At 62.5% G+C, this 20,631-nt stretch carries 21 protein-coding genes and 1 pseudogene; 16 read left to right on the top strand and 6 right to left on the bottom strand.

Translation table 11 applies throughout. The features are described from left to right. Positions 1 to 17: 17 nt before the first annotated feature. On the bottom strand, positions 18 to 2,174 hold the full coding sequence (locus DCO48_RS07665) for a putative bifunctional diguanylate cyclase/phosphodiesterase (RefSeq protein ID WP_371919487.1): 2,157 nt from the start codon (positions 2,172 to 2,174) through the stop codon (positions 18 to 20). A 215-nt stretch (positions 2,175 to 2,389) separates the two neighbouring features. Between DCO48_RS07665 and DCO48_RS07670 the strand changes: the two genes are divergently transcribed. The 6 genes from DCO48_RS07670 (at position 2,390) to DCO48_RS07695 (ending at position 8,063) form a co-directional block, all read left to right on the top strand. Beyond that, the gene (locus DCO48_RS07670) at positions 2,390 to 4,009 is read left to right on the top strand and encodes an NADP-dependent glyceraldehyde-3-phosphate dehydrogenase (protein WP_116549993.1); all 1,620 of its coding nucleotides are present in this window, start codon (positions 2,390 to 2,392) and stop codon (positions 4,007 to 4,009) included. Between the two features lie 158 nt (positions 4,010 to 4,167). Further along, positions 4,168 to 4,638 carry a VOC family protein gene (locus DCO48_RS07675; RefSeq protein ID WP_116549994.1) on the top strand — a complete coding sequence of 157 codons (471 nt, stop codon included), beginning with the start codon at positions 4,168 to 4,170 and terminating at the stop codon, positions 4,636 to 4,638. 83 nt (positions 4,639 to 4,721) lie between these two features. Then, positions 4,722 to 5,915 carry a hypothetical protein gene (locus DCO48_RS07680; RefSeq protein WP_116549995.1) on the top strand — a complete coding sequence of 398 codons (1,194 nt, stop codon included), beginning with the start codon at positions 4,722 to 4,724 and terminating at the stop codon, positions 5,913 to 5,915. Positions 5,916 to 6,043: 128 nt separating this feature from the next. After that, on the top strand, positions 6,044 to 6,943 hold the full coding sequence (gene lpxO, locus DCO48_RS07685; RefSeq protein WP_116549996.1) for a lipid A hydroxylase LpxO: 900 nt from the start codon (positions 6,044 to 6,046) through the stop codon (positions 6,941 to 6,943). Between the two features lie 141 nt (positions 6,944 to 7,084). After that, the gene (locus DCO48_RS07690; protein WP_116549997.1) at positions 7,085 to 7,429 is read left to right on the top strand and encodes a carboxymuconolactone decarboxylase family protein; all 345 of its coding nucleotides are present in this window, start codon (positions 7,085 to 7,087) and stop codon (positions 7,427 to 7,429) included. Between the two features lie 67 nt (positions 7,430 to 7,496). Next, positions 7,497 to 8,063, top strand: a complete 567-nt coding sequence (locus tag DCO48_RS07695; protein ID WP_116549998.1) for a GNAT family N-acetyltransferase — start codon at positions 7,497 to 7,499, stop codon at positions 8,061 to 8,063. 67 nt (positions 8,064 to 8,130) lie between these two features. Here the strand turns inward: DCO48_RS07695 and DCO48_RS07700 are convergent, their stop codons facing one another. Further along, positions 8,131 to 8,538, bottom strand: a complete 408-nt coding sequence (locus tag DCO48_RS07700; protein WP_116549999.1) for a DUF1294 domain-containing protein — start codon at positions 8,536 to 8,538, stop codon at positions 8,131 to 8,133. A gap of 1 nt (position 8,539) precedes the next feature. After that, complete coding sequence (locus tag DCO48_RS07705) at positions 8,540 to 9,370, bottom strand: undecaprenyl-diphosphate phosphatase (RefSeq protein WP_116550000.1); 831 nt, start codon at positions 9,368 to 9,370, stop codon at positions 8,540 to 8,542. Between the two features lie 298 nt (positions 9,371 to 9,668). Here DCO48_RS07705 and DCO48_RS07710 point away from each other — a divergent pair, with 298 nt between their 5' ends. The 9 genes from DCO48_RS07710 to DCO48_RS07750 all read left to right on the top strand — a co-directional run bounded on the left by DCO48_RS07710 (position 9,669) and on the right by DCO48_RS07750 (position 17,741). Then, positions 9,669 to 11,303, top strand: a complete 1,635-nt coding sequence (locus tag DCO48_RS07710) for a methyl-accepting chemotaxis protein (RefSeq protein WP_116550017.1) — start codon at positions 9,669 to 9,671, stop codon at positions 11,301 to 11,303. A 97-nt stretch (positions 11,304 to 11,400) separates the two neighbouring features. Next, positions 11,401 to 11,967 carry a nicotinamide riboside transporter PnuC gene (gene pnuC / locus DCO48_RS07715; RefSeq protein WP_116550001.1) on the top strand — a complete coding sequence of 189 codons (567 nt, stop codon included), beginning with the start codon at positions 11,401 to 11,403 and terminating at the stop codon, positions 11,965 to 11,967. Next, positions 11,964 to 12,515, top strand: a complete 552-nt coding sequence (locus tag DCO48_RS07720; protein WP_116550002.1) for an AAA family ATPase — start codon at positions 11,964 to 11,966, stop codon at positions 12,513 to 12,515. Before pnuC ends, DCO48_RS07720 begins: the two co-directional genes overlap by 4 nt. A 296-nt stretch (positions 12,516 to 12,811) precedes the next feature. After that, positions 12,812 to 13,264 carry a hypothetical protein gene (locus tag DCO48_RS07725; RefSeq protein WP_116550003.1) on the top strand — a complete coding sequence of 151 codons (453 nt, stop codon included), beginning with the start codon at positions 12,812 to 12,814 and terminating at the stop codon, positions 13,262 to 13,264. A 1-nt stretch (position 13,265) separates the two neighbouring features. Then, entirely contained in the window at positions 13,266 to 13,838 is a 573-nt protein-coding gene (locus DCO48_RS07730; protein WP_116550004.1) for an adhesin, read from the top strand. A 63-nt stretch (positions 13,839 to 13,901) separates the two neighbouring features. Beyond that, positions 13,902 to 14,894 carry a heme utilization protein gene (locus tag DCO48_RS07735; RefSeq protein ID WP_116550005.1) on the top strand — a complete coding sequence of 331 codons (993 nt, stop codon included), beginning with the start codon at positions 13,902 to 13,904 and terminating at the stop codon, positions 14,892 to 14,894. Positions 14,895 to 14,954: 60 nt separating this feature from the next. Continuing rightward, positions 14,955 to 15,635, top strand: coding sequence for a C39 family peptidase (locus DCO48_RS07740; protein ID WP_116550018.1), 681 nt, complete (start codon positions 14,955 to 14,957; stop codon positions 15,633 to 15,635). Positions 15,636 to 15,667: 32 nt separating this feature from the next. Continuing rightward, complete coding sequence (locus DCO48_RS07745; protein WP_116550006.1) at positions 15,668 to 16,411, top strand: hypothetical protein; 744 nt, start codon at positions 15,668 to 15,670, stop codon at positions 16,409 to 16,411. Between the two features lie 46 nt (positions 16,412 to 16,457). Further along, a complete protein-coding gene (locus DCO48_RS07750; RefSeq protein ID WP_116550007.1) occupies positions 16,458 to 17,741 on the top strand; it encodes a transporter in 1,284 nt (427 codons plus the stop codon). Positions 17,742 to 17,819: 78 nt separating this feature from the next. Here the strand turns inward: DCO48_RS07750 and DCO48_RS07755 are convergent, their stop codons facing one another. After that, positions 17,820 to 19,145, bottom strand: a complete 1,326-nt coding sequence (locus DCO48_RS07755; protein WP_116550008.1) for a sigma-54 dependent transcriptional regulator — start codon at positions 19,143 to 19,145, stop codon at positions 17,820 to 17,822. 325 nt (positions 19,146 to 19,470) lie between these two features. On the opposite strand from DCO48_RS07755, the gene DCO48_RS07760 reads away from it, so the two are divergent. Continuing rightward, positions 19,471 to 19,737 (top strand): hypothetical protein, encoded by a 267-nt coding sequence (locus DCO48_RS07760; RefSeq protein WP_116550009.1) that lies wholly within the window; start codon positions 19,471 to 19,473, stop codon positions 19,735 to 19,737. A gap of 112 nt (positions 19,738 to 19,849) precedes the next feature. Here the strand turns inward: DCO48_RS07760 and DCO48_RS07765 are convergent, their stop codons facing one another. Together DCO48_RS07765 and DCO48_RS22935 are read right to left on the bottom strand one after the other, a co-directional pair. Continuing rightward, positions 19,850 to 20,464, bottom strand: a complete 615-nt coding sequence (locus tag DCO48_RS07765) for a VWA domain-containing protein (protein ID WP_256584002.1) — start codon at positions 20,462 to 20,464, stop codon at positions 19,850 to 19,852. Positions 20,465 to 20,514: 50 nt separating this feature from the next. Next, positions 20,515 to 20,631: pseudogene (locus tag DCO48_RS22935) on the bottom strand (magnesium chelatase); the annotation flags it as partial.

Below are 20,631 nucleotides of genomic sequence, written 5' to 3' on the forward strand. Positions count from 1 at the left end.
AGCCTGTCACGCCACAGCTAAACCGCCTGCTGCTCGGCCAGCCAGTACTCGAACTGCTCGGCCGGCATCGGCCGGCCAATCAGGAAACCTTGGCCCTGATCGCAGCCAGCATTGCGCAGAAACTGATACTGTTCCTGGGTCTCGATCCCCTCGGCGGTAATTCTGAAACCCAGGGCATGCCCCAGGTCGATCACTGCGCGAGTGATGGCAACGTCGCTGTCATCGCCGGGCAAGTCCTTGATGAACGCCCGGTCGATCTTCAAGTGATCGATCGGCAGCGACTTCAGGTACGCCAGCGATGAATAGCCCGTGCCAAAGTCGTCCACCGCCGTGGCAATGCCCATCTGCTGCAAGCGCGCGAGCACCTCGCAGGCATGCTGCTGGCTTTCCATCAGCAGGCTTTCGGTGATCTCGACTTCCAGCACTGGCGCCGGCAAGCCGTGGCGTTGCAACGCCTGCGACAGGCTTTTCACATAGTCGCTACGCTCGATCTGCACCGCTGCCACATTGATCGCGATCGGACCAAAGTGCAGGTCGTCGTCACGCCAGCGACGGATCTGTGCGCAGACCAGCTCCAGCACCCGCTCACCCAACGGAATGATCAGCCCGGAGCGCTCGGCCAGCGGAATGAACTGCGCCGGCGAAACCAGCCCGTGCTCAGGATCGCGCCAGCGCAGCAAGGCCTCGGCGCCTTCCAGGCGGCCGCTGAACAAGTCGATCTTCGGCTGGTACCACATCTCGAATTCGTTGTGCGCCAGCGCCCGGCGCAACGCCCGCTCCAGGGCCAGTTGTGCCTGCACCCGCTGGGTCATGTCCGGGTGATACTCACGCCAGGCATTGCGCCCGCTTTCCTTGGCCGCATACATCGCGGTGTCGGCGTGACGTAGCAGGCTATCGCCATCCGCGCCATGCTGCGGGCACAAGGCCACGCCAATGCTGCCGGTGACCAGTACCGCGTTGCCCTTGAGGTCGAACGGTGCCTGCAAGCAGCGCGACAGCGCCTCGACCGCCACCTGCAACGAACCGGGCACCCGTACGTTGTGCAGAATGAAGGCGAACTCGTCGCCGCCAAGCCGGCATAAGGTGTCGTGGGCACTGAGGGTCTGGGTGAAACGCCACGCGACTAACTCCAGCAACAAATCGCCCATGGCATGGCCGAGGCAATCGTTGACCTGCTTGAAACCGTCGATATCCAGCACCAGCACGGCCAACGCCGGGACCGGCTCGTCCAGCGCCTGCTGCAAGCGCCGACCAAACAGCACGCGGTTGGCCAATCCGGTGACCGCATCGAAGTGTGCCAGACGTTCCAACTGCGCCTGCGATTGGCGCAGCTCGCCGTTACGCAGGTTGATCAGCCGGTTGCTGCGGTTGAGTTGGGCAATGAACACACTGAACAGCCCGGTACAACTCAAGGAAAACAGGAACAGCGGTGAGGCGAACAGGCTCAGCAACGGCCAGCCACCCCGTGGCGTCGCCGCCAATTGCCAGACACCGCCTGGTACGTCGACATTCAAGGTGACCGCGGTACCCTCGAACAGCTTGGCATCACCCCAGATCATCGCGCCGGCTGCGCCCTTGCCGTCGGCGCCGCGCAAGGCCAGCTCGAAACTGCTGTCCTGATCGATGCCCGCCGCCCGCAGCAGGCTATCGACGTCGGCGACGATGGACACGTTGCCCCAGTACAGCTCGACCGCCTTGCGCCCCTTGATGAATACCGGGCGCCGGTAGATCAGCGCCCGCCCGCCCTGGTACAGCGCAACCGGCCCGGCCAGCACCGGACCGTGGATGTCGCGGGCACGTTGCAGCAGCGGATACTGGTCGGGCAGGTGACGGTAATTGACGCCCAGCACGCTCTGATTGCCGGCCATGGGGTAGACGTCGGCAATGATGTCCCCCGGCCCCAGGGAAATGTGCCGGATGTACGGCACCGAGGCGATGGCCTGGCGCGCCATGTCATGAAAGTGCGCCGGGCTGATTTCACCATCGGCACTGAGCAGTTGGGCGATCCCTTCGGTTTCGCCAAACGCCGAGCGCAACTGCGCCTCAAGGCTGGCACGCACCCCGGACAGCCGGGCACTGGCGTTGGCAACCAGTTCGCTTTCCTGACGTTGCACGTCGAGGCGACCGAGGGCCACCGACAAGCCGATGCCGATCAGCGCGAAACCGATCGGCAACAATCGGTACAGCGAATTACGCAGGGGGGCCGGAAGCAGTTGACTATCATCTAGCGCGAGAATTCGGGTCGTCATATACCGGCAATTCGCCATGGATTAATTATTTATCGGCGCGCGCGCAGCAATATTTAGCGTGGCTGGCTTTTTTCCCGGCAGCGGGTTTATGCTCGAAGCTGAACCGTTTCACCCATCGATAGAAAAAGAGGTGCTGCGTCATGACTGTTCTGCTCGACTCGCTGTTTCCCGCTGCAACGGACATCCCCGAGGCCTGGCGCCTGGGCGATGCGCTGGAGCAACGCGATTACCTGGTGGACGGTCAGTTGCGGCGCTGGGACGGGCCGCTGGCGACGGTGCGCAGCCCGGTCTGGCTGAACACCGATAACGGCGATCAGCAAGTGATCCTCGGCAGTGCTCCGCTGCTCGATGCCGACACCGCCCTCACCGCCCTCGATGCCGCTGTGCGCGCCTACGACAAGGGCCGTGGCGCCTGGCCGAACATGCGCGTGGCCGAGCGCATCCAGCACGTCGAAGCGTTTCTGGCGCGGATGCGCGAGCAACGCAGTGCGGTGGTCAAGCTGCTGATGTGGGAGATCGGCAAGAACCTCAAGGATTCCGAGAAGGAATTCGACCGTACCTGCGACTACATCGTCGACACCATCGGTGCACTCAAGGAACTGGACCGGCGCTCCAGCCGCTTCGAACTGGAACAGGACACCCTCGGCCAGATCCGCCGGGCGCCGCTTGGGGTGGCGCTGTGCATGGGCCCCTACAACTACCCGCTGAACGAAACCTTTACCACCTTGATTCCGGCGCTGATCATGGGCAACACCGTGGTGTTCAAACCGGCCAAGTTCGGCGTGCTGCTGATTCGCCCGCTGCTCGAAGCGTTCCGCGATAGCTTCCCGGCTGGGGTGATCAACGTGATCTACGGCCGCGGGCGCGAGACCGTCAGCGCCTTGATGGCCAGCGGCAAGATCGACGTGTTCGCCTTCATCGGCACCAACAAGGCCGCCAGCGACCTGAAAAAACTCCACCCGCGGCCGCACCGCCTGCGCGCAGCGCTGGGCCTGGACGCGAAAAACCCCGGCATCGTGCTGCCGGACGTCGACCTGGACAACGCGGTCAGCGAAGCGGTCACCGGTGCGCTGTCGTTCAATGGCCAGCGCTGCACCGCGCTGAAGATCCTCTTCGTGCATGAGCAGGTGGTGGACAGCTTCCTGGCGAAGTTCCAGGACAAACTCGCCGCCCTCAAGCCGGGTATGCCCTGGGAGCCGGGGGTCAGCCTGACGCCACTGCCGGAGCCGGGCAAGGTCGACTACCTCAATGGCCTGGTCGCCGATGCCGTCGACCAGGGCGCCCGTGTGCTCAACCCCGGTGGCGGACAAAGCCGTGGCTCGTTCTTCTACCCGGCCTTGCTCTACCCGGTCAGCGCGTCGATGCGCGTGTACCAGGAAGAACAGTTCGGCCCGCTGGTGCCCGTGGTGCCATACCGTGACCTGCAGACGGTGATCGACTACGTGCTCGACTCCGACTTCGGCCAGCAGTTGAGCATCTTTGGCAACGACAGCGCCGATGTCGGCCGATTGGTCGACATCTTTGCCAACCAGGTCGGCCGGATCAACCTCAACGCCCAGTGCCAGCGCGGCCCCGACACCTACCCGTTCAACGGCCGGAAGAATTCCGCCGAGGGCACCCTGTCGGTGCACGATGCCCTGCGCGTGTTCTCGATCCGCACCCTGGTGGCGACCAAGTTCAACGAACAGAACAAGGCACTGGTCAGCGAGATCATCCGTAACCGCGAGTCGAGCTTCCTGACCACCGATTACATTTTCTGATTCTTCCTGGCGCTACCGCTGGTCCAGTGAGCCGAACTTTTGATTGGCAGGAACGCCAAAACTGTACAAACATACAGCCGTGCAATCAAAAGCATCGCGGGCCTTGTCCGCGATGAGGCCCCCGGCCAACCCCGCGCCACCCAAGGAGGAACAGCACAATGGCCATCAAAGCAATCCCCGAAGGGCAACACAGCATCACCCCCTACCTGTGCATCCAGGATGCCCATAAAGCCATCGACTTCTACAAGGCCGCCTTCGGTGCCGTCGAGATGTTCCGCCTCGATGGCCCGGACGGCCGCGTGGGCCATGCCGAACTGAAAATCGGCGACTCCACGCTGATGCTCGCCGAACCCTGCGACCAGGGCGGGCAGATCGCCAGCCAGGCACAGAAAGATGGCGTCGCCGTCGGCCTGCACCTGTATGTCGACGATGCCGACGCGGTGTATGCGCAAGCGCTCAAAGCCGGTGCTCGTTCGCTGCGCGCACCGCAAGACCAGTTCTACGGCGACCGCAGCAGCAGCGTCAAAGATCCGTATGGCAACCTCTGGTACATTTCCACCCACATCGAAGACCTGTCCCCCGAGGAAATCCGCACCCGCGCCGCTGCAATGTTCAGCGGCCAGGGTTGAGCGCCCTGCCCGGCTGGCGATAGCCGCCAGCCGGGCTTTGAATTAAGGTGGCAGGCCAAGGAAACGGCGGCGCAGGATCGTCCATGCGAATCATCGAAAAAAACGCTGCGCTGGTGCGCACCCTCACCCCCGCCGAAGAAGACCTGCTGCGCCAGTTCGCCCAGGGCACGCTGGAAGGGCCACGCCTGCTGCAGGCCAACCAGTTGCTGATGAAAATCCGTGGCGCCGGCCACTGGTTGGCCTGCGACTGCCAAGCCAGCGCGTTGCCGGTGCTCAACGTCACCCTCAACAGCCACACCGGCACAGTGTTCCTGAAGAACAACCCCGGCACCGCCGAGCACGCGCCAGGCTGCGCCTTTATCAGGGATGAACGCGAGGCCGCGAGCGAACGCGACGACCTCGACGCCCCACCGGCCGCCTGGCTGCCACCGGACACGCCACTGCGCTTGATTGGCGACTTCAAGCGCGCCAGCGACGAATCCGGCGGCGCTGGCACCGGCAGCGACAAGCGCGAACAGCACCGTCTGCTGTCGCTGCTGCTGACCCTGATCGAGGCCAGCGGCCTCAATCTGTATGCCACGCACCTGAAAAAGGACCTGACCGGGCAATTCGCCGAGTTGCGCAGCGTGGCCAGCCGCTATCCGCTGATCGAACGGGTGCCGGCCAGCAACTACCTGGAAACCCGCCTGGACATGAAGCACATGATGATGCTCAAGGCACGTCTGCGCGACTCCAGGGTATTCGGTAACCAGCGCCGCCATGGCCTGCTGCTCGACTGCGTCAGCCAGGTCAAGGCGCGCAAGCTGTTCAACGAGCGCAGCGAGGATGGCTTCGACTTCCAGGGGCATCACCTGCTCTGGGGCGGCAGCAAGACCCCAGGGCCGCTGTTGGCCCTGGCGATCTATTCGCCGACCACCGCCGGCAGCCATTTCTACGAGTTGATCCATGTCGCCAGTGTGCCCGTACTGTCACGTGGGCAATTGTTCCCGGTGTACCGCGACGAAGAGCGCGAGCCACTGAAAATGCTGATATCGCTGATCGACTGGATGGCCAGCAAGGGCGTCAAGGTGATCATGCGCCGGCCGGTGATCGGTGGCCGGGTGATGGACGAACTGGTGCTCAGCTCCGATCAGGACCGCGTGCTCTCGGTATCGCTGACCGCGCAGCCGCTGGGCCCGGAGCCCGACGCCGAGACCTTCAAGCGCTTTGCCGACTTCAAAAGCCTGGATACATTCCGCAAGTACGTTGCCGGGTTCTTCATGCGCGGCCGTGAGTAAGCGCTGGGCGCCGACTAGAACCAATGTAGCCCCCCCTTCCTTCAACATTTAGTACAAACAGCCAGCCCGATTGTTTATGCTGGCGGGCTTATGCCATGGCGCATCGCCACACCGACAAGTAACCGTCCATGAAACTATTTCTCGTACTTTTATTCGTTCTGTCCATTGCCTACGTGCACTTTCGCGGCAAGGTCCGTCACAAGATCACCCGTCAGTTGGGCGACCACTCCAGCTTCCTGGCGCCGGTGAATGCCTTCCTTTATTTGTTCTCGAAACTGCCGGCCAAACCCTACCTGCCCGTCGAGGCGTTTCCCGAGCTGAAACCGCTGCAGGACAACTGGCAGGAAATTCGTGCCGAAGCGCAGCAACTGCTGCAGGTTGGCGAGATCAAGAGCTCGCAAAACTACGACGACGTCGGCTTCAACTCGTTCTTCAAGAGCGGCTGGAAGCGTTTCTACCTGAAGTGGTACGGCGAAAGCCACCCGTCGGCGATGAAACTCTGCCCACGTACCACCGAGCTGCTGCAAGGTATCGGCTCGGTCAAGGCGGCAATGTTCGCCACCCTGCCACCGGGTTCCAAGTTGGTCCGGCACCGCGACCCGTATGCCGGCTCGTACCGCTACCACCTGGGCCTGGACACGCCGAACGATGAGGCCTGCTACATCTGTGTAGACGGCGAGAACTATCACTGGCGCGATGGCGAGGCGGTGGTGTTCGACGAAACCTACATCCATTACGCATCGAACCAGACCGATCACAACCGCATCATCCTGTTCTGCGATGTCGAGCGGCCGCTGAAATACCGCTGGGCGACGGCGTTCAACCGCTGGTTCAGCAGCCGGGTGATGGCTGCTGCTGCTGCGCCGAACGATGCCGGCGACAAGACTGGCGGGATCAACCGGCTGTTCACCCGGATCTACAAGATTCGCGAGCGCGGCAAAGCCCTGAAAAAGCGTAACCGCACCCGCTACTACCTGGAGAAGTGGGCGGTGGTGGCGGTACTGCTGCTGGCCTTCATCTATATCTGAGTGGGCGCATTCGGGGCTGCGCTGCAGCCCTTCGCCGGCAAGGCCGGCTCCCACACCGCTCGCTCCGGTTCAGACCGCCTGGCAATCCCACAAAACCCAGCTTCACTATTCGTGCTGTCCAAACACACCAAGGTGAAGACAATGAGCATGATGGACTGGGATACCTACCGCAAACAGCTGATGGCCGGTATCGGCGACCTCAAGCAACTCTCTCCCGACACAGTGGCCGGCTATATGACTGCCAGCGGCGCCGGGGCCAAGACCAACCACCTCGACGCCAAGACCCGCGAACTGATTTCCCTGGCCGTGGCCGTTACCACCCGCTGCGACGGCTGCATCGCCGTGCATTCGGCGCAGGCGGTCAAGCACGGCGCCAGCCGTGAGGAAATCGCCGAGGCACTCGGCGTGGCGGTGGCGATGAATGCCGGCGCCGCCCTGGTGTACTCGGCACGGGCGCTGGACGCGGTGGACAAGGCCGGGCAATAGCCGGCGCATCACGGGGCGGGATACCTTAGAATGGCCACCGCCTCTTTCCAGCCGCACAAGGACCACCATGCTGCAGATCCGCCCAATGACCGCCGACGACTTCGACCGCTTCTGGCCAACCTTCCAGGCGGTGGTCGCGGCCCGCGAAACCTATGCCTTCGACCCGGCCCTGAGCATCGAGCAGGCCCGTCAGCTATGGCTGGAACAGCCGTTGCGCACGCTGGTGGCGGAACAGCACGGTGAACTGCTCGGTTCCTACTTCCTCAAGGCCAACGCTGCCGGCCCCGGCAGCCATGTCAGCAATTGCGGCTACATGGTCTGCGAAGCGGCGCGCGGGCGCGGTATCGCCCGGCAAATGTGCGAGCACTCGCAGCAGTTGGCGCGGGAACTGGGCTTTCTGGCAATGCAGTTCAATTCGGTGGTCTCCAGCAACGAGGCGGCAGTGGCACTGTGGCAGAAGCTGGGTTTCGAAATCGTTGGGCGCCTGCCCAGGGCTTACCGGCACGCGCGGCTGGGGCTGGTGGACAGCCTGGTGATGTACAAATGGCTGGAGCTGCCGCAGCCGGCGCAACAGCCGCTGCTGATCGGGCGCAAGAACATCGAGGCGGTGGTCTCGCGCAAGCGCGGGCGCTAGCGCCGCCGAGGTCGGGGCGCGATGCGTTTACCTGAGTTGGATGGGCTTTGCGCCACAGCCTTCGCGGCTAGGTGCTGACGCCGAACCAGCGCCCGGCCAGGAACAGGTAGTCGATCCAGAACACCTGGTGTAGCAGCACGATCAGCCAGAACACCAGTTGGTAGCTGAGCTTGCGGGTCTTGTGCCGATACAGTTGCTGCGCCAGCAGCGCGCCCGGCCAGCCACCGATCAGCTCGACGCCGTGCAGGACCTTCTCCGGGGTGCGCTGGCCCTGTTCGCTGGCACGACGCTTGTCGTGGCGATACAGCCAGACGCAGGCCAGGCTGGCCAGCAGATAGAGCGCGGCCGGCAGCCAGAAGTCGAAGCCCAGGCCCATTTGCAGCGAACCGCTTACCGGCAGCAGGCACAGCAGGGCCAGGACGAGCAGTTTCGCCCGCGGCTGGCGGATTGCGCCGTTACCTTGCATACGCGCCATCTCAGCCGTGCGCCACGGCCCAGTCGACCCAGCCGAACTGCCAGGTCGCCAGGATGATCAGGCCGAACACGATGCGGTACCAGGCGAACACCGCATAGCTGTGGTTGGCGATGAACTTGAGCAGGCCGCGCACGGCGATCATGGCAAAGATGAACGACACCACGAAGCCAATGGCGAACACCGGAAAATCACCCGGCTGGAACAGCTCGCGGTACTTGTAGCCCGAGTACACCGCGGCACCGACCATGGTCGGCATGGCCAGGAAGAACGAGAACTCGGTGGCCGCTTTGCGCGACAGGCCGAACAGCAGGCCGCCAATGATCGTCGAACCCGAACGCGAGGTGCCCGGAATCATCGCCAGGCACTGTACCAGGCCGATTTTCAGGGCGTCGCTCCAGCGCATGTCGTCGACTTCCTCGGCGCGTACCACGTGAGTGCGGCGCTCGGCCCAGAGCATGATCAGCCCGCCCACCACCAGCGCAGCAGCAACCGTGATCGGGTTGAACAGGTACGCGTGGATCAGGTCGGCGAACAGCACACCAAGTACAACGGCCGGCATGAAGGCGATCAGCAGGTTGGCAGTAAAGCGCTGGTCCTTGGCCTGGCTGGGCAGACCGAGCACCACGTCGATGATCTTGCGGCGAAATTCCCAGACCACCGCCAGGATGGCGCCCAGCTGGATAATGATGTTGAAGGCCATCGCCCGCTCACCACCAAAGTTGATCAGGTCGGCCACGATGATCTGGTGACCGGTACTGGAAATCGGCAAGAATTCCGTCAAGCCTTCGACGATGCCGAGAATCACTGCCTGCATGGCGGTCCAAAAATCCATCATTCCCCCCGTGAAGCACTGCCCCCTGGCATGCCCCGTTTATCATTTTTATCCCCGCGCCAGCGCGTGCGCAGGGGTTTTGCGGTGACACAGAATCGCAAGCTGGCATTTAAATAAACGCCGCGCCCTTCAGGTTTGTTGCTTGAAGGCCGAAATCCTAACAGACCGGTGGTTAATTCGCTGTAGATCGACAGCACAGCACACAGCGAATCAATCACTTAGCCCTTGGTCGAGTAGGTAGATGCGGAAAAGCGTGCTTGGATGCGCAGGACAATAACAAGAACACGGGGTGACCTTCATGAAGACTTTACGCAGTATGTCGATCAGCCGGCGCTTGTGGCTCATCCTGGTGGTGGCTGTGCTGATGTTGCTGACCCTGGGGCTGTTGATGCTGCGCCAGGTGCATGGCGACCTCTACCAGGCCAAGGCGGAAAAAACCCGCCATGTGGTGGAAACCGCGGCCGGCGTGCTGGCCTATTACCAGGGCCTGGAAACGGCCGGCACGCTGAGCCGCGAGGCGGCCCAGCAGCAGGCGCTGAGTGCCATTCGCGGGCTGCGTTACGACCAGAACGACTACTTCTGGATCAACGACCTGGGCCCGCGGATGATCATGCACCCGACCAACCCCAAGCTCGATGGTCAGGACCTCTCCGGCATCCGCGACCCGGATGGCTTTGCCCTGTTCAACGAGATGGTTGCCCTGGCCAAGTCCGCCGGTGCCGGGCGTATCGACTACCGCTGGCCAAAGCCCGGCGCCAGTGAGCCAGTGGAAAAGACCTCGTACATCCAGCTGTTCAAACCCTGGGGCTGGGTGATCGGCTCCGGGGTCTACATCGACGACTTGCAAGCCGAGTTTACCCGGCAAGTGCGCGAGGCCTCGGTGCTGGGCCTGGGCATTGCCCTGGTAATGGCCCTGCTGGTGATGCTGATCGCCCGCAGCATTACCCGGCCGTTGCAGGAAGCGGTCGAGGCACTGGCGACCATCGCCAGTGGCGAGAGCGACCTGACCCGCCGTCTCGACACCCATGGCCAGGATGAAATCACCCAACTGGGCCAGCACTTCAACAGTTTCACCGCGCGCTTGCAGCAGGTGGTCGGGCAACTGCTCGGCGCAGCGCAGGCCCTCGAGCGTTCGGCCAGCGACGTCGGCAGCAGTGCAGGCCAGGCGCAGCAGCGCAGCGAGCAGCAGTCGCAGCAGATGGAACAGGTGGCGACGGCGATCAACGAAGTGTCCTACGCAGTGCAGGACGTGGCCAAGCATGCTGAACAGGCCTCCAGCGAGATGAGCGAGGCCCAGGGCTGTGCCGTGCAGGGCCAGCAGAGCATCCACGGCAGCTTGCAACGCATCGACCAGCTGTCCGGCACCATTGACCAGGCGGTTGAGGTGATTCAGGCGCTGGCGGGGCAAAGCACGCGAATTGGCAGCGTGCTGGAGGTGATCCGTTCGATTGCCGAGCAGACCAACCTGCTCGCGCTGAACGCCGCCATCGAGGCGGCACGGGCTGGCGAACAGGGCCGCGGGTTTGCCGTGGTTGCCGATGAAGTGCGCTTGCTGGCACAGCGTACGCAGCAGTCGACTGCGGAAATCCAGAGCATGATCGAGCATTTGCAGGGCCAGTCGGAAGCGGCCGTGAAAGCGATCGACGCCAGCAGCCTGGCATCGCGGCAGACGGTTGAACAGGCCAACGAAGCCGGAGCGAGCCTGGATGCAATCAGCCACGCCCTGCAGAACCTGACCGCGTTGAATGCGTCGATTGCCAGTGCCACGCTGCAGCAGTCGCATGTGGTCGAGGAGATCAACCGCAACGTGACGCAAACCGCCGACCTGTCCCGCGAAACCACCCAGGCGGCGCAGCAGTCGAGCAGTGCCGGGGTGGCGTTGAATCGCCTGAGCGAAGAGCTGGTGCAGTTGTTGCGACAGTTCAGGGTGTAGCCTTCCAGCCCTCATCGCGGGCTCGTCCCGCGATGCTTTCAAACGGCTATACAGGTTACAATCTCCGCCCCTTTTTCGAACCCGCCAAGGAACGCCGATGTCCGGCCTCGAACTGTTCGCCGCCGTGCTCGGCGTTATCGCCGTGTGGCTCACGGTCAAGCAGAACCCCTGGTGCTGGCCCATCGGTCTGGTCATGGTGCTGCTCTACAGCTGGGTGTTCTTCGAGGTCAAACTCTATTCGGACATGCTCCTGCAACTGATCTACGCCGTCCTCCAACTCTATGGCTGGTGGCAGTGGACCCGCCCCGGGCGCAAGCCCGATACCCGCCAGGTCAGCGTGCTCGCCAGGCAACCGCTGCTCATCGGCCTGGGCGTCGGCCTGCTCGCCAGCCTGGCCCTCGGCGCAGCCATGGCGACCTGGACCGACGCCGCCCAACCCTGGCTGGACGCCGCCCTCACTGGTTTCAGCCTGGTTGCACAATTGTGGATGGCGCAGAAACGCCTGCAATGCTGGACCCTGTGGATCGTCCTCGACGTGATTTTCGTCGGTCTGTTCCTCTACAAGGACCTGTACCTGACCGCCGCGCTCTATGCCCTGTTCACCGTTATCGCCGTACAGGGCCTGCGTGAATGGCGGCGCGACCCGGCGCTGGTCGGCGCATGAAAGTACTGGTGCTGGCCGGCCCGGAGTCCAGCGGCAAAAGCTGGCTGAGCGGCGAAATCCAGGCGCATTTCGGTGGCGAGCTGGTCGGCGAATATGTGCGTCACTTCATCGACGAACAGCAGCGCGACACCTGCTACGCCGACATCCCGGCCATCGCCCGTGGCCAACTGGCCTGGGAAGACACCGCTCGCGCCCGGCAACCCGAGCTGCTGATCCTCGACACCCACTTGTTGAGCAACATGCTCTGGAGCCAGGTGCTGTTCGGCGCCTGCCCGGCCTGGCTCGAAGCGGCCCTGCTGGCACGCCGCTACGACCTGCACCTGCTGCTCAGCCCCCACGGGGTGCCGTGGGTCGGCGACGGCCAGCGCTGCCAACCGCAACTGGCCCAACGCCAAGCCTTCTTCGAGCACAGCCGCCGGTGGCTGCAGCAACATCAGCAAGCCCTGCACATCGTCGACGGCGACTGGCCACGGCGCCGCGCCGTAGTACTGGCGGCTGTGCAGGCGCTGCTCGACGGCAAGCCCGCCGCCTGCCCCACCGAGTGTTAAGCGGGCGATACACCGCCCGCCGCCACCGCCCGCCAAACAGAGCCTGTCTCGGGCTTGCCATCAACAGTGTTACACCACTGATACAACCGCGCCTGCTGCCCCTCGGGCAGGCCTTCTGCCGCCTGTTCCGGGCAGCCAGCGCGCGGCTGTATCAGCAGCCTTACAGTTTTCCCCGGCAAATTTTTCAATTGCACACAAACCATTGATTAATCAGCAGAATCAAAAAGCGGCACGGCTTCTGCTCTCCTTCTCGCAACGCTGAACAGGGCCAGCGACTCGAAGAAGGAACCGCCGCCGTGGGGACACACAATAACAAGCTGCTCCGCCTCTTCATTTTCGGCTGTGCCTTAAGCTCGTCGGTCAGCCTGCCAGCGATGGCCGCCGGCAATGGGGTCATCGTACTCCAGCGCGATGTCCAGGCCCGCCAGGCGACCCGCGCCACCGGCAGCCCCGACCCCTACCCGATGACCGTCAACGCCAATGCCTCCTCGCGCATCACCGCCCAGACCAACAATGAGCTCAGCGACGGCGACTTCGCCAGTGTCGCCAGCGGCCAGACGGTCAACCGCGTGCTGATCCCCGACGCCTCCGGCAGTGTTCGTGGCCTGGGCACCGTAACCAACGGCCTGCCCGGCATGCGTGGCGGCTCCGGCCCGGGCGCTGGCGTCGGCAGCAGCCTGTCAGGCTCGATCAACCAGAACGTGCAGCGTGGCCTGGCGCCCCTGCAGATCCTGACTGGAGACCGCTGAGATGACCCGTTCGCTCCTGTTCCTGGCCTTGTGCAGCTGCAGCGCCGCCTTCGCCGCCTCGCCGGTCAGCGACACCGCCAGCATCGACAGCAGCGCCCAGGCCTACAAGGGCAACCTGTCGATCAACCAAGCCGCCGGCGACGGCCAGCAGCAGAACAACAGCCGCGCCATCGCCATTGGCCACGAGGCCAAGGCCACCACCCACATTCAACAACGTATCGATACGCCGGCCAGCACAGCGGTCGATGCCCGCGCCACCATCGGTGGCAGTTCCTTCAGCAACGGCAGCGGGATGATTGGCATCAACCAGTCGGCCGGCGCCAACACACAACAGGCCAATGCCGTGCGGATCAGCATCAGCGCGATCGCGCAAAGCATTGACGACAGCGTCCTCGGTCAACAGAACGTGGCGTTGTTAAACGGCTCCGACTCAACGGACCACGCACCCGGCAGTCGCCAGGTCACCACAGGTGATCAGGCCTTCACCGGCAGCCGAGGAGTGATCCAGTTGAATCAGAGCGCCGGGGTGGGCAACCGAATGGCCAACACCCTGAGCGTACGGGTTGCAGATTGACCCGAAACAGCAGCACAACCGGCAACACAACACTTAACGACTAAAATAATGCGGAGAAACACCATGAAACCCACAATGGCACTCAAGCCTCTGGTATTCGCACTCGCAGCGGTCATGGCAGTTGCTGCACAAGCGGGCGGACGTAACGAACACGGCGGCCACAATGGCGGCCACAACGGCCACGACAATGATCCAAGCCCACTGCTGGCGCTGCTGATCAACGCCGGCTCCGCCGCTACCGTTATTGATGTTCAAGCCAACGGTGGCAACAAAGTGGTCAACGAAGGCACCGAGAACCACGCCACCATGTCGTCGTCCGCCAACGGTTCCCAAGGCAACCTGGGTGCAAACGTGGCTGCCGGCGACGGCAACCAACAAGACAACGTTGCCGCAATCGCCACCGCCGATGAGCACTTCATCTTCGGTTCGGCCATTGCCATCTCCAGCGCCACTCAAAACAACACGGGTAACACGGTCAAAAACTACTCCACCGACAACAACGCCCGCCTCGACGGTTCGGCCAACGGCAGCTCGGGCAATATCGGCATCAACGTGACGGCTGGCGACTTCAACCAACAGAAAAACAACCTGGCCATCGCCGTATCCGGCGGCCGTGTGGCGGCAGCCACCGCAGCGGCCAATCAGTCCACTTCCGGCCTGAACGTCACCAACGAAGGCGACCGCACCTACGACACCAAAACCCTGCATGCCAGCTTCGCGGCCTATGGCAAGTATGAAGGCAACGGTACTGGCTACGTAGAACGCAAAGACGACAAAGGCGGCCACGGTGGCTGGGATGACCGTGGAAACAACAAACCACAAAAAGACCCACTCAAGTTCCACGAAGAAGGCGACTTCGCGCTGTTTGGCGTAGCCTCCTATCAAGTGCTGACCCCAAGTGGCTGGGTCAACCCAGTGACCAACACCGCTTCGCTGACCAACTCGCTGAACGGCGTGTCGGGCAACATCGGTGCCAACGTCTCGGCTGGCTCGGGCAACCAACAAAGCAACTCGCTGTCCATCGCCGCAGGTTGCAAAGCTTGCGTAGGGATGTAACCAGCAATGATCGGGGCCCTTCGGGGCCCCTTTTCTGGCATTCACAAGGTGGTGAAGATCATGCGAGTTGCTCTGCTTTGCACACTGATGCTACTGGCAGGCCTGAGCGAGGCCACACAAATGCCGATCGCCGCCCTCCCTGGCGGTAATGTCATTTACAAGCCGGTACAAAGTGTTCGCGAACGGCGCTTCGCCGATCTGGTGCAACAGAAAACCGATTTCAGCTGTGGTGCAGCGGCACTGGCGACTGTCCTCAAACAGGCTTACTGGCTGGACGTCGACGAGGCTCACATTATTGAAGGCATGCTCGCCCATTCCGACCAGGACACCGTCAAGGTGCAGGGCTTCTCGATGCTCGACATGAAGCGCTACGTGGAAAGCATCGGCATGCGTGCCCGCGGTTACCGGATTCCACCGGAAAGCCTGCACAGCGTGACGATTCCGGTGGTAGTGCTGATGGATATCCGTGGCTACAAGCATTTTGTCGTGCTGCAACGCACCGACAAGAAGTTTGTCTACGTCGGCGACCCGGTTCTGGGGCACAAACGCTACACGTTCGATGATTTTGTCAAAGGTTGGAACGGCATCATCTTCGCCGTCATTGGCCCCGGCTACGACAAGGCCAACGCCCTGCTCGCCCCGCCTGAACCGCTGACCGCGAAACACCGGATCGATACGTTCTACCCGGTAGACGATGCCCAGTTGATGGAATTCGGATTCATCCAGAGCGACTTCTTCTAACGACAAGGGGCATGGAGCTCCGGGGAGCACCGATGAAGAGTTCAAACTGGTTGGTAGCGGCCTGTCTGGTTGCCAGCCTTCCTGCGCATGCGCAACTGTTCAAACCCATCGAAGTCAAGGACAACGAACTGGCCGAATTGCGCGGGCGCTATGTCATGCCCGGCCGGATCATCAGTTTTGGCGTTGTCATGAGCAGCACCTGGCAAAACGGCAACGGTGACCGCATCGGTGCCACGGCCAGCCTGAACGTACAGCAAGCGACGTTCAAACCGCAATTCTACGTGTCGACCTTCAAGGATTCCGGCACCGGCACGTCCTCCGCTCAAGGCACTGGCATCGTGACTGGCGGTGCGGGCCTGACCACTACCCAGGGCGTGACCCAGGTCACCCGCGCCGCCGGCGACTACAACACGGCCTACAACAACGTCGAAATCAATGTGAAGGAGAGCAACCAAGCGCCGCAAGTGGGCGCGCCACACGGTGAGGTGCTGGCCGCCGGCCAGACCATCAGTACGTTCAACAACGCCGGCTCGGTGATCATCAGCAACAACGGCAGCGGCATCCAGATGGGCATTCAGGCCAACAATAACCAGGGTAATTCGATGCAACGGCTGGCCGATGGCGGCCTGATGCAAACCACGACCCTGCTCGGCGGGCACAACGCCGTCAGCAACCTGACCCAACTCAATGTAGTGCTGCGTGACAACCTGCCAACCGCAGGCGCACTTAACTGCAACCTCGATCAACTAAAAGGCCTTCGCATATCGGGATATTGATCTACGCTCTGTCTCAATCATCGTAGTTGGAAGGGACGGCTAACCCATGCACCGATCGTTTTCATTGAAAGCAGTCGTTTGTTTGAGCACTTTGGTTCCATCGACACTGCTGTACGCAGCAGCGGATCCACAAGTTGAAGCACTGAAACAGGAGTTGCAGGCGCTCAAACAACGTTATGAAACGCAACAGCAGGCATTGATGGTGCTGGAACAACGGGTACGCCAGGTCGAGGACCAGCCGGCAGCCCCACAACCCAAGCGGCTTACCCGCTCGCCCGCGAACAAACCCACCAACCCGTCGGTGGCGGCGGCAGGGGCCGCTGGCAGCGGCAGTTCCTACGGCGAGTCGCTCAAAGACGACGCCGAACCGGCACAAAGCGTGTCGAACCTGTATGACGAGGCCAGTGGCTTCTTCGGCGGCGGCAAGTTCAGCGTCGAAACCGGCATCACCTATGCCCGCTATGACACTCGCCAGCTGATTCTCAACGGCTTCCTGGCGCTGGATTCGATCTTCCTCGGCAACATCAACCTGGACCGGATCAAGGCCGACAACTGGACCCTGGACCTGACCGGGCGCTACAACCTGAACAACCGCTGGCAATTCGACGTCAACGTACCGGTGGTGTACCGCGAGTCCACCTACCAGTCGGGTGGCGCTGGCAACAACGCCCAGGGCCTTTCGGAACAGACCGTGACCCGCGACCCGACCATTGGCGACGTGAACTTCGGCGTCGCCTACAAGTTCCTCGACGAAGCCGAGAACACCCCGGATGCGGTATTCACCGTGCGCGTCAAGGCGCCGACCGGCAAGGACCCGTTCGGCATCAAGCTGCTGCAGTCGCCGGGCAACGACAGCCTGGCCTACCCCGAAGACCTGCCAACCGGCAACGGTGTCTGGTCGATTACGCCAGGCATCTCGCTGGTCAAGACCTTCGACCCGGCGGTGCTGTTCGGCAGCCTGTCGTACACCCATACCTTCGAAGAATCGTTTGACGATGTCAGCTCGACGGTCAACCAAAAGGTGCCGGGCAAGGTCAAGTTGGGCGACAGCTTCCAGATTGGTGCGGGCGTGGCGTTTGCCTTGAACGAGAAGATGAGTATGTCGTTCTCGGTATCGGACCTGATTGCGCGTAAATCCAAGGTCAAGTCCGCCGATACCGGCAATGAATGGACCGATGTGATCAGCAGCGATGCCAACGCGGCATACTTCAACGTCGGTATGACCCTGGCAGCGACCGACAACCTGACCATCGTGCCGAACCTGTCGATCGGTTTGACCGATGACGCGCCGGACTTCACCTTCAGCCTGAAATTCCCGTACTACTTCTGAACAAAAGCATCGCGGGACGAGCCTGCTCCCCAGGGATTAGTGCTAACCCTGTGGGAACGGGCTGGTCCCGCGATGCGCTTAGCGGATCTGGTGTTTGTGCAATAACCGGTAGAACGTCGGCCGCGACACCCCGAGCACCTTCGCGGCGATACTCAGGTTGTCGCTGTGCCGGTTCAGCACATCGCATAGCGCCTGGCGCTCGGCGCGGTGCTTGTAGTCTTCCAGGGTGCCCATCGGCGGCGCCTCGCTCTCCTGCCCTTGCAAGCCGAGATCTTGCGCCTCGATCTGCCGGCCCTCGGCCAGCACCAGGCCACGCCTGACCCGGTTGGCCAGCTCGCGAACATTCCCCGGCCAGTCGTGCCTGCCCATCGCCATCAGCGCATCTTCGCTGAAGGTGCGCGGGCGGCGCCCGGTTTCCAGGCTGTAGAAGCGCGAAAAATGGCTGGCCAGCATCGACAGGTCGCCATGCCGGTCGCGCAGTGGCGCAGTCTCTACCTGCAGCACGTTCAGCCGGTAATACAGGTCTTCGCGGAAACGCCCACTGGTAATTGCCGATTCAAGGTCCACGTGAGTGGCTGCCAGTACCCGCACATCCACGGCAATCGGCTGACTGCCGCCGACCCGCTCGATATGCTTCTCCTGCAGGAAACGCAGCAGATTGGCCTGCAACTCCAGGGGCAAGTCACCGATTTCATCGAGGAACAGGGTGCCACCATGGGCCGCTTCGATTCGCCCGACCTTGCGCTGGTGCGCACCGGTAAACGCGCCCTTCTCATGACCGAACAGCTCGGACTGGATCAGGTGCTCGGGAATCGCCCCGCAGTTGATCGCCACAAACGGCTTGCCATGGCGCTGCGACTGCCGGTGCAGGGTGCGCGCCACCAGCTCTTTACCGGTGCCGCTCTCGCCACGAATCAATACCGGCGACTCGGTGGGTGCCAATTTGCTCAGCAATTTGCGCAGTTCGCGGATCGGCCGGCTGTCGCCGAGCAATTCGTGCTCCGGCGCGTCGACATGCACCGCGCCCTTGCCGCGCAGGCGCGCCATGCCAAAAGCCCGGCCCAGGGTAACCTGCACCCGTGAAACGTCGAACGGCAAGGTATGAAAGTCGAAAAACCACTCGCAGACAAAGTCACCGACGTTCTGCGTGCGCAGTTCTTGCGGGCTGAGCACGGCGATCCATTCGGTGCCGCTGCGGCTGATCAGGTCCTTGACTGCGTCGGGGTGCTGCAGGTGCGAAGCCTGCAAGCGCAACAGGCCGACATCGCAACGATGGTCCAGGGCTGAGGCCAAGGTGCAGCTGTCGACGTCCCAGCCGACACTACGCAAGCCGGGTAACAGGGCATGGCAGTCTTCGCAGGGATCGACGATCAACAGGCGGCGGTTCGGTACAGGTTCCAGCATGACCTTTCCTTGGCGCCAATTATTGGAAAAGTTAGTAGAAACAGCAGGTTGGCAAGCCCGTTTGTAACAGTAGCAATGAACTTCCGGCTGCCCACGACCGTTGGTCTGCAAAGCGCAGAGAACACTTCGCGAGCAGGGAATTTTCCTGTTAATTCAACGTCTGAAGCGGCAACTGAAAGGCTGTTTTTTTCGCCGACGTTAAAAAATTTTCAAGCGCCGTGTGACTCGACCCGGCCCATCGTGCATCAGTACAAGTAACGCACCGCCAGGCCGTCACCCTTGCGGTAACTTTTTTAATGTTTGGGACCACAGAGAGACCGAACCCATGAATGCTCCGCTGCGCGTCAACGAAGCACTGCTGATCGCCGACCACGCCTTTGAACCCTTCCAGTGCGTAGCCTGGGATGCCCCTAACGGCACCGGCGAGCTAAGCCTGGCAGTGATCGACCGGACCAGCACCCGCATTGGCAGCAAGCAAGTATCCAGCAGCACCTACTCCGACCCGGCGCAATGGGCGCACCTGATCGAAGAAGTGCGGGCCGAGTTGAGCCAGAAAGGTTACAACTTGCAGCCGTGGCGCATGCCGGAATAACTTTCCGGGCGATTGCCGATAAACAAAAAGTGCACCTACGGGTGCACTTTTTGTTTATCGGCAGTTTATCCAGATTAACCTGCGGCCATTTGCCGCAAGTTAGCACCCGCTATTAGCGCGGAGCAAAATGTTCCAGATGACGATAGTCCGCGTTCAATGCCGCAGCCAACTGCCGAGCCCGGCCCAGGCGAATCGGCGCACGCTCCATATCGATCAGCAAACTGCTGCACGGCAGCGGCAAAACACCTTCCCAGGCCTTCAAGCGTCCATCGGTCATCACCAGGCAACGTTGCTGTTCGTCCGGGTAACGTTTCTGCCGTACCAGCAGCCACTGGCGCGCTTCCTCCAGCGCCGCCAGCAACGGCGTGCCGCCACCCGCGCCCAATTGCGCCAGCCACGGCTGCAACGCTGCCGACGCTTTCAGGCCATGCTGCTGCCAGCGCGGCTGCGTGCCGCTGGCCGTGAGCAAGGCCAAGCGGGCGCGCTCGCGATAGGCCTGATCAAAGAACCCGGCCAGCAGGCCCTTGGCCTGGCTCAAGGCCTGATGCCGGCGGGTCGACGCCGAGGCATCGACAATCACCAGCCACAGCTGACCGGGCGCCGCACTGCGCTGCGTCCACTCAAGGTCGTGGCGGTTGCGTGGGCGGCCCTTGAGCAAGGTGCGGGCCCAGGCAATCGAACCCTCGCTGGCCTTGCGGGCACGGCCACGCGGGCCCTGATTCAGCACCCCGGCACGGGGCCGGACATCCACCCCCCGAGGCGTACGGGGGCGGATGTTCAGGGCTTTTTTGGCCAGCTCGGCACCTCGCGCCGAACACCCACTGCGACCGGCTGCGCCGGCATCTCGCCCCATTGCCCGGCGGCATCGCCCGGCGCCTGGCCGGCCTGCGCTGC

Source organism: Pseudomonas sp. SDI, from assembly GCF_003105155.1.
Taxonomy (GTDB): Bacteria; Pseudomonadota; Gammaproteobacteria; order Pseudomonadales; family Pseudomonadaceae; genus Aquipseudomonas.